A 14,081-nucleotide genomic window follows, 5' to 3' on the forward strand; every position below is an offset into this window, starting at 1 on the left:
GGAGTAACAATTGGAGTCAGATATTTTAAGTTTATTAAAAAAGAAAAGTCGCCCACGGATGTGGGAGAAACTAGCTCCAACAATGGAGCCGGATCAAGCTGGTGTATTTGATCATCAACCGGTCTACGAATTTTTTTATAGTCTCACAGACTCCCTCGAAATTAATACCCACACAATTGGAATTTCTGTCTATCCAGTTGAATCCTATGTTCCTTATCATATTCATAATTATGTCGAAATTATTATTCCTTTAATCGGTGAGTGTGACGTCCTAACTAAAAATGAAGAAATTCACGTGACTCAAAATAATATCGTCATCATTGGAAATCATGCTACCCACGCCCCAAAAAGAATTCCTGAGGGTTGCGTTGTAGTTAATATTGCCCTAAAAGAATCCGCATTTTCGTTAAACGATTTTAATTTTATCCAACAAAGTATTTCTAATCAAAGTATTTCCAACTTATTATTTGCGCTACTATCAAATGAAGATTTAGGCGAAAATACTTATGCTCTTTTTCAAACTGATCATAACCAACAAATTATCAACACCTTTTATGATATTATTTACGAATATTATCATCCAGATATTCAAACTAATCAGATCATTCGCCTAGAAATTCGAACTTTATTTTCTCGCTTGATTAGAGCTGCATCTAAAGAGAGCTCTAATATTAAAGTTAACAACCAAATTTCCAACAATCGTCTTTTGACGTTGCTTTTGTACATTGAAAAGAACTATTTAAATATTACTTTGGATAAAATGGCGAAACATTTTGGATTTAATCCCAACTACTTGTCGAACTATTTTAAAGAAAAAACAGGTCTTTCTTTTATTCAATTAGTTCATCTACAGCGAGTAAATATTGCAGCAGAATATTTGACATACACCAGTGCCTCTATTGAACAAATTTCTTCAAAAATTGGCTATGAGAATCCTTCATATTTCTATAAAATTTTTAAAAAATATATGCTAATTTCTCCTAATGAATATCGAAAAAACAACCGTTTAAAGCAAAAGAGATGAGATATCAAAAAGACCTCACCCCTTAAATATCAATTATTTTGCGACTTAATGAAGTCTTGATACCAATAAAAGCTTTGTTTAGGAATTCGCTTCATATCACGCAAATCTTGATCATCACGATTAACATAAACTAATCCATAACGTTTACTATATCCTTCTCGACCACTAAGTGAGTCAAGGAATGACCAGACAAAGTATCCTTTTAGCGGGATCTCCAATCCTAAAATTTCCTGACAAGCACTTACATGTTCTTGAAGGTATTTTATGCGCTCTTGATCATTTATTTTTTTTGAGTCATCAGGTTCTTCAGTATCAGCAAATCCATTTTCAGTAATCATTAAAGGAATTTGATATCGATCGAAAAGTTTTCGAGCTGACATTACTAAACCGTTTGAATCAGAAGACATTGCTGACCATTTAGCTGTTTTCCGCTCTTCCCCCATATCTACACTAAAAAGTGGAAAATTGAAAAACGGTGGAATAAATTTTTCTGTTTGATGGTATCCCCCAACGTGAATGCTGCTATAGTAATTAAAAGCAATAAAATCTGGAACATCCATTTGGAAAATAATCTCATCAGCATGACTTACTTTAGGAGCTAAACCTAATTTATTTAACCGCTCGTAAGTAGTTTTGGGATACGAGCCCTTCACTGCAACATCTAAAGCCCAGTAACTTAAAATAGATTCTGCCGTTAAAGCCGCACTAACGTCCTCGTATTCACTACTTAATGGATAAACGTTTTGAAACGCAGATACGGGGGCAATTTTTCCATTTTTAATCAACTGATGACATAATTTGAAAGCATATTTCTCAGCTAACAAAATATGATGTAAGATCAAAAAGTTTGAACTAGTTGTTTCATCTGCTCGATCATAGTGACTGCCATTGTAACCCGGATTGTACATTAACATTAATGGTTCATTAATCGTTAACCAAGTTTTTACACGATCTCCAAAATGTAAAAACAAAGTTTTAGTATAACGTGCAAAGTCTTCAACCGATTTACGAGACAGCCATCCGTTATATTGATCAATCAAAGCCTGAGGCATATCAAAATGATTAATCGTAATAATTGGTTCAATGTTATGATCAAGTAAACAATCAATCACCCGATCGTAAAAAGCTAATCCATCGTTATTTAATTCCCCATTTCCTGTTGGATAAATTCGTGACCAGCTAATCGATAACCTAAATGCGTTGATTCCTAATTTATCCATCAAAGAGATGTCTTCTCGCCAATTGTGATAAAAATCAGCTGCAACGCTTGTATCAGCAATTCCTGTTTTCACAGGTCTAACATCAACGGTACTCAGTCCTTTGCCGTCTGCTCGGTTGGCACCTTCAATTTGAAATGCTGATGAGGAAGCACCCCAATAAAAATCTTTATTTAAACTCAATTTTCTACCTGCTCCAATTTTTCAGCTCCAGCTTTTTCTTCTTCTAATGCTTTAGCATCCATAATTTTAAAGAACGGATAATAAGTTACACATGAAATCAAAACTGCAACCACTTGCCAAATCGCATAACTCCAGCTACCTTGTAAAATTCCAGAAAATACAATCGGAGTACTTGCTGGAAGGAAAAGTCCAATTGGAACTCCAACTAAACCAATCTTCATTAGGATATATCCCAAAATCAAAATAATTATCGGAGTAAATACAAATGGAATGAACAAGATAGGATTCATAATGATTGGTAATCCAAAAATTAACGGTTCATTAATATTGAAAAAACCTGGTACTATAACCAAACGTGCCATTTTCTTATACTGTTGACTTTTAGCAAAAATAAACATTACAATCACAAAACCGAGAGTCGCTCCAGAGCCACCAATCGTTAACATATTATACATTTCAATATTAAACATATGAGGAATTACCTTGCCAGCATGATAAGCAGCCATATTAGGATTAATATAACTGATCCAAATTGGCATTAAGATCGGCAAAATTGTAAATGAACCATGGATTCCAAAGAACCAAAGTAATTGCGCAATTAAAATCAAAATAATAAACGCTGGAAGTGATCCTGTTAATGCCTCAATTGGTTTTTGCAACATTTTATAGATAAAATCTGTCGCAGAAATGTAACTGGTTAAACTAAATGCCCAACGAATTAATGAGAAAATTGTCAAAATAACAAATGCTGGAATAACATCAGTAAATGCATTAATAACCTGTGGTGGAACTCCTTCTGGCATTTTTATTGTCCAATTTTTCTTGATTATATACAAATAAATTGAAACTACCAGCATTGCCGTGATTATTGCAGTGAAAGCCCCTCTGGAGCCAATGTAATCTACATTTAAGTAGTTAATTGCCTGCATAGCTCCTTTTTCTTGTGTACTCTTTAAAGGGATCAAAGCCAAAAAAGAAACCAAAGAGACAATGCCAATGTTGACCGCTAGGTCCTCATGACCAAAAACATGTGCTGCCTGATAAGCAATCAAAAATACCATATAAAGTCCGATTGCATTAATCGTAACTGCAGGAACATAACTTAATAAATTAGCTAATCCCGTATTTTTTAAAAATGTTTGATATGCTGGAATCCCGATGCTCCCCAGCAAAGAAAATATAGCCCCAACAACAATTACTCCCATTAAACTCATGGTTCCTCGACTGATCGATTGAACCCATTTATTATTTGAAATCTTTGTTGCAACAGGAATAAACTTCTTTTCCATAAACGCTTGCATTGAATGCATATATCTATTTTCCTCCTTATACTTGTATCCGTTTGCAAACCACAATCCAAGTATAAAAGGGTTTTTGCAACTTAACCATACTCAAACAACACTTATTTTGTGTTCATTTCACAGGTCATTTTTTATTTCAAAAAAAGCAACCAATTTTACTTGATTGCTGCTTCATCAGTTCGTCAATTACTTTTTGATTCGCCGAATTTCAATAATATTACGATAAAGAGAAATTTCCTCAATAATTTGAGCACAACTCATCGATTGTGGCACCTTAACCATAAAAGTTTTGCTGTAAACTCGCTGGTTTTTGCCTCGATTAAATTCAGAATCAACACAGTCTGCCTTAATTCTGCGCTTTTCAAAATAACTATTTATGAACTTCTGAGTGTCACTTTGATGCTGATATTTGATTTTAATTTTCTTTACCGGATTATTATGAAAAATACTTTTCAATCTAATTCGCCGCAAAGATCTATTCCACTCCTTTCTAGTCGTTAAAAACGACTGTGAACCCATAAACTACTTGTGAATTACTGCCGAAAAACAGAAATTCAATACTATTGTTCATTGGAAATTTAGCTTCTATCTTAACACAAGTGAAACCGGTTTTACAAGGCTATTTCAAAAAATTTTGATACCAATAGTAAGAAGCTTTAGGAATTCGCTGATAGCTCCCCTTCCCTTTATCATCAAGATCCACGTAAATAAAGCCATAGCGTTTTGACATCTGACCAGTCGAAGCGCTATTGAGATCGAGTGCACTCCAACTTAAATAGCCCAAGGTTTCAACTCCATCAACACTGATTGCCAATTGCATCTGTTCAATATGCCGCTGTAAAAAATCTATTCGTTCTTGGTCATAAACCTCACCATTAACCAACTCGTCATGCGCCCCCAAGCCGTTCTCAACAATCATTAAAGGCTTTTGATAGCGATCGTACAAGGTATTCATTGTGATTCTTAGTCCAACTGGATCTATTTGCCAACCCCAATCAGTTTCTTTTAAATATGGATTTTTCATCGTTGCAAAAACATTGCCCTGCGTGCTTTTTTGTGAGCCTTCAACTGAACACATCCGGGAATTGTAATAACTAAAGGAAACAAAATCGACTGGATTTTCCGCCAAAATTTCCTTTTCTTCCGTTGATAAATTTAACTTAATCCCATCATGAGCTAAACTTTTCAGGTAATAATTTGGATATTGTCCCCGCACCTGGACGTCAACAAACATTAAATTATCGCGATCCTTTTCAATTGAGAGCATCACATCTTCAGGCTTTGGCGTCGCTGGATAAGTATTTCCGGCGGCTAACATGCATCCAACTTTTAAATTTGAATCCAATTCGTGCGCCATTTTGACGCAACTAGCATTGGCAATCAACAAATTATTAATTGCATCAGCAACGCTTTGCGGCGTTTTGGCTTGAATTCCTGCTCCCACATACGGTAAATGTTTCGCCATATTGATTTCGTTGCAAGGAATCCAATAAGGAACCTGATCATGATAACGAGTTAAAATTGTTTTAGCATAACGCAAGAAACATTCGCGAGTAATCGTTTCAGCCCAACCGTTAAAGTTTTTTGACAGATAATAAGGCGTATCAAAATGATTCATCGTCACAATTGGGGTAATTTGATAGCGCGCAAGCTCCGCAAAGATTTCGTCATAAAAGCGTAAGCCTTCTTCATTTGGTTCTTCCTCAATTCCTTTTGGAAAAATTCGTGGCCAACTGATCGATATTCTTAATGAATTAATCCCCATCTCCGCTAATAATTTAAGGTCTTCTTTATAGTTTTGATAAAAGTGGACTCCCTCATGACTCGGATAAAAATCATAATTTTGATCAGCATGATGGACTGGATCTTCCATCACAAGAAATCGATCTTTTCCCGCGGGCAGGCGATCAATAATACTTTCGCCTTTTCCGCCAGCTAAATAAGCTCCTTCGCATTGATTGGCAGCTAATGCACTGCCCCACAAAAATTTCTGATCCACTATTATATCTCCCTCAAATTATTTAAAAATTCGCTCAATTCATTTTCTGTCAAAAGGTTTTGTTCTTTTAAATCTGCTAAAGAATCATTGGCGTGATGACGAACTTCTCGTTCAGAACTTATGCGATGATCTTCAAACCGCTCTTTAAAACGAACCGCCGTTAGTGGATCCGCTAAAATATCTTTCAAGGTCATCTTTTCATCGAAAGAGCGACGTAATTCCGTTGTCGCCTGATATTTAAACTCATAATCCCCCGCCGTTAACAACATCTTTTTTTCGTTTTCTTCATGGTATGGCAAACGAACATGAGCCTCGGTATTAAATGGAACTGTTAAATTTATTGTAACTTGATTATTTTTGTCAACTTCAAAAGCAACCTTTATTAATCCGTTGGGACTTAGATAAGAACCGGAAAATCTAGGAATACTCCAGTGAACATGCGGTGCTACTTGAATCTTTGAAAAACCTGGATCCAGGGCCTTAATTCCTAAAACATCTTCATAAAGCCAGCTTCCTACTGCACCATACGCGTAATGATTCAAGGAATTCATACCCTCAGGAGACATATCACCGTTTGGCAATATTGAATTCCAGCGCTCCCAGATAGTCGTTGCGCCCATTTTAACCTCATAAAGCCAGCTTGGATAATCATCATTTAAAAGCAGAGTGTAAGCTAAATCATCTAATCCAGCGTCACTCAAAACTGGATTAAGTAATGGCGTCCCAACAAAACCCGTGGTTAAATGATATTGATCTTTTTGAATTCTTGCTTTTAATTTTTCAATCATCGCAAATCTTTCGCTGGCACTCACCAAATCAAAGTGGAGCGCCAACAAATATCCAGTTTGTGTATCTTGAACAAATCGACCATTTGGCGAGAAATATTCATTACGAATTGCCTGCTTTAAATTCTTAGCCCGCTCCTTAAAAGGATCTGATTGCCCTAATATTTGAGCGGTTTTGCTGGCAATTCTAAGCGAGTTAAGATAGTAAACATTGGCGACAAATTGAGCCTCTGTTCCTCCGATTGGAGAAGTCGGATCGTCTCCATCCAAAGCTAACCAATCGCCAAATTGAAAATCTTTGACCCATAAACCATTTTCAAATGGTCTCGTTGCAACGTAGTCTAACCAAGCTTTCATACTCTTAAACTGTCTGCGTAAAATTCTGGAATCGCCACTAGCCAAATAAACATTCCAAGGAATTACAACTGCGGCATCGCCCCAAATCCCATTAGCAGTCTCTGGCGCCGGTAGATCCGACGGAACATTAGGAATCGTCATCGTTGGAGCACCTCCATGCGTCCGTTGTTCAGTTTCAAGATCAAAACCAAATTTTTGATAAAATGCAGTTGCATCTGCATTATAAAGTGCAGTTTTTGAAAAAATCTGAGCATCACCAGTCCAACCCATTCTTTCATCTCGCTGCGGGCAATCGGTTGGCACTTCTAAGAAATTACCTTTTTGGGACCACAAAATATTTTGATACAAACGATTAACAGCTGAATTGTCGGTCTCAAACCAACCGGTGCGCTGCATTTCCGTAGTTAAAACTATTCCCACAAAATCATCAGGATTTAAAGTCAGGTTTTCAGGCCAGCCCGTAATCCTAACATAACGAAAACCGAAAAATGTAAAATGCGGCCGAACCCACTTTTCATCTCCGTTTGAAGTATAAACAAAAGCAGCCCGCGCCTCTCTTAGATTATCGCGGTAAAATTTACCATGAATTAAGGTTTCGGCAAACTCTAATTTAATTGTTGTCCCTTTTGGCAAGCGGTTTTTAAAAGTTACCCAACCCACCATATTTTGGCCCAGATCAAGCAATAATTCTGGTTCATTAATCACAGATTTAACTGGCATTTTTTCAGCAACAATCACTGGTGCACTCAAGCGTTCATGCAGCTTATCCGTTGGGCCTGAAATTTCTTCTAAAGAGATGCTTTGATTTGCGAGAGTTTCGTCTTGATCTTCTCCGTAATAAATCGAATTTTCTCCGATTATTCCAGTGCTGGCCTGCCAATTATCATCAGTGACAATCAAATCCGAGCTTCCATCAGTATAAACAATTCTAATTTCTGCATTTAATGCCAGTCGCGAGCCGTAAATATTTTCACTTCCCCCGTCAAAGCCAAATCTTCCTTTATACCAACCTTGACCCAAAATTACCGAAATTTCATTTTCGGTTTCCAGCATTTTGGTAATATCATAACTTTGATATTGAATCCAAGCGTCATAATTGTTGTATCCTGGCGTTAAAAATTCTGCACTTACTTTTTCTTCATTAATCGTTGCTTCATAAAGTCCTAAACCGCAAATATACAAACGAACTTTCTCAACTTCCTTTTGACACTTAAATTGATAGCTCAACTGAGCAGATCGTAATTTGTCATTAGTAGGTGAAATCCACTTACTTTGCCAAGTTTCATCTAATTTGCCAGTTTCAAACCAACTGACGTTTATAGCTTCTTCATTAGTATCACTCCAAGCTTGAACTCGCCACCAGTAACGCGTTCGTGGTTTTAAATCCAGTGAAATATTCGTAAACAAACTTTTTGTCGTTGACTCTTTTTCTGTGGTATAAATAAGTTGTTTAAAATCTGGATCAATAGAAATTTCAAGTTTATGAGCCTCTAATTTTTTGCCGGAAGCTTCTTTTATTTTATAAGTAAAAGTTGGATCCCGAAAATCAAATCCAATTGGATTCGTAAAATGATTAATTTGCATTTGATAAATTTGCATATTATTACCTCTATGTTTTTATGGTGTAAAAAATGAACAAAAAAAATTTAATTAAACTTCTCTATTCGCTATCTGAAAGCGAGAAAAAATACCGGGATCACCCAGAAAAACGTGATGATTTCTTCAAAAAGATCTATTCATCTGACTTTTTAAAAAGCGAGATCCCAACTTTCGATTTAACCAATTTTCATCACGAAAATAAATTCTTTTTGGCTGGGCATGAACACGGATTCTTCACTCACAGTAATATTGAATTTGCTGAACACACAAGATTTAGTCACCCGCCTTTACACCGTCATCATCATATTGAAATGACCTATGTTTACCACGGATCCTGCCAACAAATTATTCAAAACAAACAAATTGAACTAAAAGCGGGCGATTTTTGCCTTTTGGACTCCAACGTTGCTCATACGATTTTTGATGCCAACTACGAAGATATAATCATCAACATCGTGATGCAAAAAGAATTTTTTAATAATGGGTTTTTAAGTCGTCTAGCTAATTTTAGTATGATTCCTTCATTTATTTTGAATGCAATTTCTTCTGATAATCATCAAGAAAATTACCTAATTCTTCATGCTAACGACCTGAATCGATCAAATGAAATTGTCGAAAAAATGCTCTTGGAATACATTCGTAATGATCTTTATTCTCAGGAGACTATTCGATCATACATGATCATTTTCTTAACTAATTTGCTTCGAGATTTAAGTGTTATTAAGGTTAATACCAAGCAAGAAAATTCAGTCGTTTTATCAATTTTAAAGTATATTGAAGATCATTTTCAAACTTGTACGCTACAAGAAGTTGGTGAAATTTTCAATTATCACCCTAACTATTTAGCTAATCTTCTAAAAGAAGAAACTGGTCAAACTTTTAAAAATTTAGTCATCAAGCAGAAGATTAATCAAGCTCAAAACATGTTACAAAATACCGATTTACCAGTGAACGAAATTGCAGAAAATATCGGTTATAAAAATTTGACTTTCTTTTACCGTAAGTTTAGAGAAGTAACCGGAATGAATCCACGAGAATTTAGAAATAAAAATTAAAAAACAGTAAACATTGTAATCTGCTTACTGATTTTTCTTATTTTTGCTCCTCTGCTACTTCCCGATTATCCAAAATTTTAAAGAACGGATAGTAAATTGCAAGACTCAAGAAAATTGTGAAAATCTGAAAGACCATTAATTTCCAGCCGCCGCAAAGAAAAGAATTCATCAAAATCGGCATGCCCATTGAACCAACACCATTAGAAACTGGAAGAATCTTAGCTACAGTTAAAATATAACCTAAGAATACATTAATAACTGGGGTTAAAATAAATGGAATTGCCATAATTGCGTTTAAAACCATCGGCAATCCAAAAACAACTGGCTCGTTGATGTTAAACAAAGATGGCACAATGGCTAATTTACCTAAAGAACGGTAACGCTCACTTTTTGCAAAGAAGGTTGCAAGAATGATTAACCCAATCGTTGCTCCACTTCCACCAGGAGAAGATACAGCATTAATCCAGTTATAAGTGATGATATTTGGGGCTACTTTTCCCGCGGACAAAGCTGAAGCATTAGCAACATCAGCGCCAATCCAAATTGGCATTACTACACTGATAACCGCAATCCCATGAATCCCAAAGAACCAGCAAAGTCCCGATAACAAGTAAATTAACGCTGCAGCCCAAACGCTTGTTCCTACGTGGCTCAAAGGCACTTGGATTAAAGAGTAAATTGCATCATGCATATCTTTGTATGGCGTAATCGAAAATAAAAACGCAACTATGCCAAAAACTAAAACTGTGGCAAAACCAGGAATAATAGCAGCAAATGATTTAGAAACAAACGGTGGAACTGAATCAGGCATTTTAATCACTAAATTCTTCTTAACAATTAAAAGATAGATTAAAGTGGTTGCAATCGCAATAATCATTGCTGTAAACAAACCTTTTGCACCTAACCAGCTTAAAGGAATGTTTGTTACAGCTGCAATTCCTTTTCCGCTGACAGTCAGTGGCGTCACAATAAAGAATCCCATCAAAGCAAGTAATGCACAAACAAACTGATCTAATTTAAATGTTCCTGCATAGGTGTAACTGATCGCCGCCACAACGTATACAGCCAACATATTGGTAGTAATATTTACAATAGTTGTTAAAATTGTTCCAAAATAAGTAGTAGTAACAAAGTGCTGATAACCCGTAATCGGGATATTTTGAAATACTGAAGCAATTGCCCCTACCATAATAATAGGCATTGTAATCATTAAACCTTTCGAGATCGATTGGATGATCTTGTTGTTGCTTAACCAGTTAGCAACAGGCGTAATGAATGACTCTAATTTTTTAATAAAAGTATTCAACTTTAATTCTCCTTAATTTTTTTGTTAGCGCTATCAACATCAATATTATATTATGTTTAATCTTGTCACATAATGACCCTACCCAAGACAAAAACTAACCAAATTTAAGATTAAAACTACTTAGCTGATAATTACACCGCAAATTATGTTTAAACATTTTTTTGTATCATTAAAAATGCCACGAAAAAGATATTTTCCCTAAAAATTAGGTTATAATAAAAGTAGTTAACGACTAGGTCCTTTTTTAGATTACTTAACTGGATCGTTAGAAATGCTATACCCATAAAGGAGATATTTATGCAAAAACACTCATGGTTTAAATTTTTTCTGCTTTACCTCGGCGGAGTTACCATTTCTCTCAGTCAGTTAAAAATTGTTCCAATTTTGACACAGATTAATCAAAGTTTTCATTTATCCTTAACCGCTTCTGCATGGTTGATGTCGGTTTTCACTTTTTCCGCAGTGTTTTTAGCTTTACCAGGCGGAGGAATTGTAAGTAAATTGGGACCGAAAAAGTTGTTAATTGGATTAATGGGATGTCTAATTTTTGGAAATTTATTAGGCCTTTTGGCTTCTAACTATTTTTGGCTCTTGTTATCCCGTTTCATCGAAGGAATTCCTTTCTCAATGGTTATCATGGTTGGGATAATTTTCATTAACAATTGGTTTCCTGATAAGAATCGGGGACTTGCAACGGGGATTTGGGGAACTTTTTCAGCCGCTGGTTCACTGATTGCCATGAATCTGTTTAAACCTTTAGCCACTACTTTTAATCTTAAAGCTCCTTGGATATTTATCATTATCCTCGGGATAATTCTATTACTTTTGTACTTGCAGTTTTTTGAAAAAGATTTGGCAGCAGCTGATAAAGAAAATAAAGGCTCAGTTTTAAAACAACTTAACCCGATTATCAAAAACAAAGGGATTTGGGTGCTTGCAATTGCTCAAGGTTCGATGGCCTTTGTCCTCTACGCTTTTATCACCCTTTATCCTTTATTATTCACTAATTTTTATCATGTGAGCGATAACGAAGCAAACTTTTTGGCAAGTCTATTTGGTTTGTTCGGAGTCCCTTTTGGATTATTAGCTGGGTTCTTGATGGATCGCTTTTCTCGTCGTGGAAAAATCATTACTCTGATTTCATTTGGACTCATGACGCTTGCTTGCCTTCCCATGCTTTGGCTTAATGGCACTTTTACTTATATTTTACAAGTATTCTTTTTATCAGCAACAATCATGATGGCATCATCGTGCGTCATGGTCTTAGCTCCTAAAACTGTTAGCTCCCCTCAATTAGTTGGGTATGCTGTATCATTTGTTAATTTTTTATACTATATCGGAATTATTATCGGAACCCCGATCGTTACCAAGATGATTGAGATTTCTTGGGCCAGTGCTAGTGTCCTCTTAACCGGTATTTGTTTACTTGGAACTCTGAGTATCTTATTATTTATCTTATTTAGTCGAAAGGAAAAAGAAGAATGAAATATGAATTTACAACAGATTTAGAACAAGCAAAAAAATTGGATCAAGAAGATCCATTGGCTGAAATCCGGGATCATTTCTATGTTAAACAAGGACAAATCTATATGGATGGTAACTCTCTTGGTTTAGCCTCAAAAGATGCTGAAGAAGCTCTTTTAAAAATGATGAACGTTTGGAAAACGCAAGAAATTGATATGTGGACTCCATACTTCCATTACGGACAAGAATTAGGTAACCAATGCGCTAAATTGATTAATGCTGAAGAAAATGAAGTTTTGATCACAGGCAACACGACTTCAAACATCCATCAATGTGTCACAACCTTGTATCATCCAACTAAAGAAAGATACAAAATCCTTGTTGATGATTTAAACTTCCCAACGGATCGGTATGCTATTGACAGTGATATTCGTTTAACTGGTTATGACCCAGCAGATGCTGTTAAAGTGGTGAAAAGTCCTGACGGTAAATATATCGATGAAGACGCAGTAATTGAAGCAATGACTTCAGACGTTGCACTCATCTTATTACCAACAGTTTTGTACCGAAGCGCTCAAGTTCTTGATATGGAGCGAATTACAAAAGCTGCGCACGAAAAAGGAATCATTATTGGTTGGGACCTGTGTCATGCAATTGGCGCTATTAAGATGGACTTTGCGAAAGTTCAGCCTGACTTTGCAATCTGGTGTACTTATAAGTATTTATCTGCGGGTCCTGGTTCAGTTGCCGGATTATACTTAAATAAAAAACACTTTGATGAAAATCCCGGCCTTGCTGGTTGGTGGGGAAACCGCGACGATACTCAATTCCAACTTAAACATCAGTTTGAACACCAAAAAGATGTATCTGGCTGGCAAATTGGTTCGCCAACAATGTTAGGAATGGCACCGTTAGAAGGAACATTAAATTTGATTAATAGCATTGGAATGGATAAAATCCGAACCAAATCGCTAAAAATTACTTCTTACTTAATGTTTTTGATCGATGAGAAATTAGCTAAATATGGCTGTACAGTGGGAAATCCGCGTGAAGATGATAAACGCGGCGGACACGTTTGCTTAGAACATCCCAATGCTTTTCAAATTTGTTCAGCGCTTAAAGATCGCAATGTAATTCCTGATTTCCGTGAACCTGACGTTATCCGTTTAGCTCCAATTGCTCTTTACACTTCTTATGAAGATGTTTATAAAATGGTTGAAATATTAGAGGATATTATGGATTCCAAGAGCTATGAAAAGTACAGTTCTAAACGTAGTTTAGTAGTTTAATTAGTTATCCCCCCAGAATCATACTCTAGGGGGATTTTTGTTTAAAGAAACAAAAGGAGAATAATTGAAATATTTATATTATGCAACATTCCATAAGGATCCCGAATCAGGTTACTATGAAGTTGAATTTCCAGACTTCAAGCCGTATATCGCTACTTTTGGAGAGGATATGGCTCGTGCGCTACGTCATGCCAAGAATGGTCTCGAATTGTATTTAATTGTTATGGAGGATGATCTGGAAAAAATTCCTCCTGCAAGTAACTATGAAACAATCAAGTACAAAAAAGGCGACTTACTGATTCCTATTGAAGCTGACACCGATGTTGCCCGAATGCAAGATAACAGCAAACTTGTCAAAAAAACTGTGATGATCCCCTTTTACTTAAGTTTGGTAGCTAAAGAACGAAAAATAGATCTTAGTCGTGTTTTAACTGATGCTTTGAAAAAAGTTTTAAATTTAAGCTAAAAAATACTCCGCCAGTTTATTAACTTTTGGAGTACC

General features: G+C 35.8%; 11 protein-coding genes. 5 read left to right on the forward strand and 6 right to left on the reverse strand.

Going from position 1 to position 14,081, the window contains the following annotated elements:
• Window positions 1-10 precede the first annotated feature (10 nt).
• Window positions 11-1,024 carry a helix-turn-helix domain-containing protein gene (locus R8495_RS07015; RefSeq protein ID WP_317634768.1) on the forward strand — a complete coding sequence of 338 codons (1,014 nt, stop codon included), beginning with the start codon at window positions 11-13 and terminating at the stop codon, window positions 1,022-1,024.
• Window positions 1,025-1,053: 29 nt separating this feature from the next.
• Here the strand turns inward: R8495_RS07015 and R8495_RS07020 are convergent, their stop codons facing one another.
• From R8495_RS07020 to R8495_RS07040, 5 genes are all read right to left on the reverse strand, one after another.
• Entirely contained in the window at window positions 1,054-2,424 is a 1,371-nt protein-coding gene (locus tag R8495_RS07020) for a glycoside hydrolase family 1 protein (protein ID WP_317634769.1), read from the reverse strand.
• Window positions 2,421-3,734 carry a PTS sugar transporter subunit IIC gene (locus tag R8495_RS07025; RefSeq protein WP_317634770.1) on the reverse strand — a complete coding sequence of 438 codons (1,314 nt, stop codon included), beginning with the start codon at window positions 3,732-3,734 and terminating at the stop codon, window positions 2,421-2,423. Before R8495_RS07025 ends, R8495_RS07020 begins: the two co-directional genes overlap by 4 nt.
• A gap of 177 nt (window positions 3,735-3,911) precedes the next feature.
• Entirely contained in the window at window positions 3,912-4,181 is a 270-nt protein-coding gene (locus R8495_RS07030) for a hypothetical protein (RefSeq protein WP_317634771.1), read from the reverse strand.
• Window positions 4,182-4,344: 163 nt separating this feature from the next.
• Window positions 4,345-5,724: a glycoside hydrolase family 1 protein gene (locus R8495_RS07035; RefSeq protein ID WP_425613241.1), complete on the reverse strand. Its 1,380-nt coding sequence runs from the start codon at window positions 5,722-5,724 to the stop codon at window positions 4,345-4,347.
• Window positions 5,725-5,726: 2 nt separating this feature from the next.
• Complete coding sequence (locus R8495_RS07040) at window positions 5,727-8,465, reverse strand: alpha-L-rhamnosidase (protein WP_317634772.1); 2,739 nt, start codon at window positions 8,463-8,465, stop codon at window positions 5,727-5,729.
• Between the two features lie 32 nt (window positions 8,466-8,497).
• Here R8495_RS07040 and R8495_RS07045 point away from each other — a divergent pair, with 32 nt between their 5' ends.
• On the forward strand, window positions 8,498-9,520 hold the full coding sequence (locus R8495_RS07045) for an AraC family transcriptional regulator (RefSeq protein ID WP_317634773.1): 1,023 nt from the start codon (window positions 8,498-8,500) through the stop codon (window positions 9,518-9,520).
• A gap of 37 nt (window positions 9,521-9,557) precedes the next feature.
• On the opposite strand, the gene R8495_RS07050 is transcribed toward R8495_RS07045, so the two are convergent.
• Window positions 9,558-10,826, reverse strand: a complete 1,269-nt coding sequence (locus R8495_RS07050; protein WP_317634774.1) for a PTS sugar transporter subunit IIC — start codon at window positions 10,824-10,826, stop codon at window positions 9,558-9,560.
• Between the two features lie 297 nt (window positions 10,827-11,123).
• Between R8495_RS07050 and R8495_RS07055 the strand changes: the two genes are divergently transcribed.
• The 3 genes from R8495_RS07055 (at window position 11,124) to R8495_RS07065 (ending at window position 14,045) form a co-directional block, all read left to right on the forward strand.
• On the forward strand, window positions 11,124-12,311 hold the full coding sequence (locus tag R8495_RS07055) for an MFS transporter (RefSeq protein WP_317634775.1): 1,188 nt from the start codon (window positions 11,124-11,126) through the stop codon (window positions 12,309-12,311).
• Window positions 12,308-13,579, forward strand: a complete 1,272-nt coding sequence (kynU, locus tag R8495_RS07060; protein ID WP_317634776.1) for a kynureninase — start codon at window positions 12,308-12,310, stop codon at window positions 13,577-13,579. Before R8495_RS07055 ends, kynU begins: the two co-directional genes overlap by 4 nt.
• Before the next feature lie 64 nt (window positions 13,580-13,643).
• Window positions 13,644-14,045: a type II toxin-antitoxin system HicB family antitoxin gene (locus R8495_RS07065; RefSeq protein ID WP_317634777.1), complete on the forward strand. Its 402-nt coding sequence runs from the start codon at window positions 13,644-13,646 to the stop codon at window positions 14,043-14,045.
• The last annotated feature ends 36 nt before the right edge of the window (window positions 14,046-14,081 follow it).

Source organism: Xylocopilactobacillus apicola, from assembly GCF_033095985.1.
Lineage (GTDB): Bacteria > Bacillota > Bacilli > Lactobacillales > Lactobacillaceae > Xylocopilactobacillus > Xylocopilactobacillus apicola.

Bases quoted from the DNA above. Each gene is read 5' to 3' on its own strand.
- R8495_RS07040 (WP_317634772.1), bottom strand. From the start codon at position 8,465: ATGCAAATTTATCAAATGCAAATTAATCATTTTACGAATCCAATTGGA.
- kynU (WP_317634776.1), top strand. From the start codon at position 12,308: ATGAAATATGAATTTACAACAGATTTAGAACAAGCAAAAAAATTGGAT.
- R8495_RS07025 (WP_317634770.1), bottom strand. From the start codon at position 3,734: ATGCATTCAATGCAAGCGTTTATGGAAAAGAAGTTTATTCCTGTTGCA.
- R8495_RS07055 (WP_317634775.1), top strand. From the start codon at position 11,124: ATGCAAAAACACTCATGGTTTAAATTTTTTCTGCTTTACCTCGGCGGA.
- R8495_RS07045 (WP_317634773.1), top strand. From the start codon at position 8,498: ATGAACAAAAAAAATTTAATTAAACTTCTCTATTCGCTATCTGAAAGC.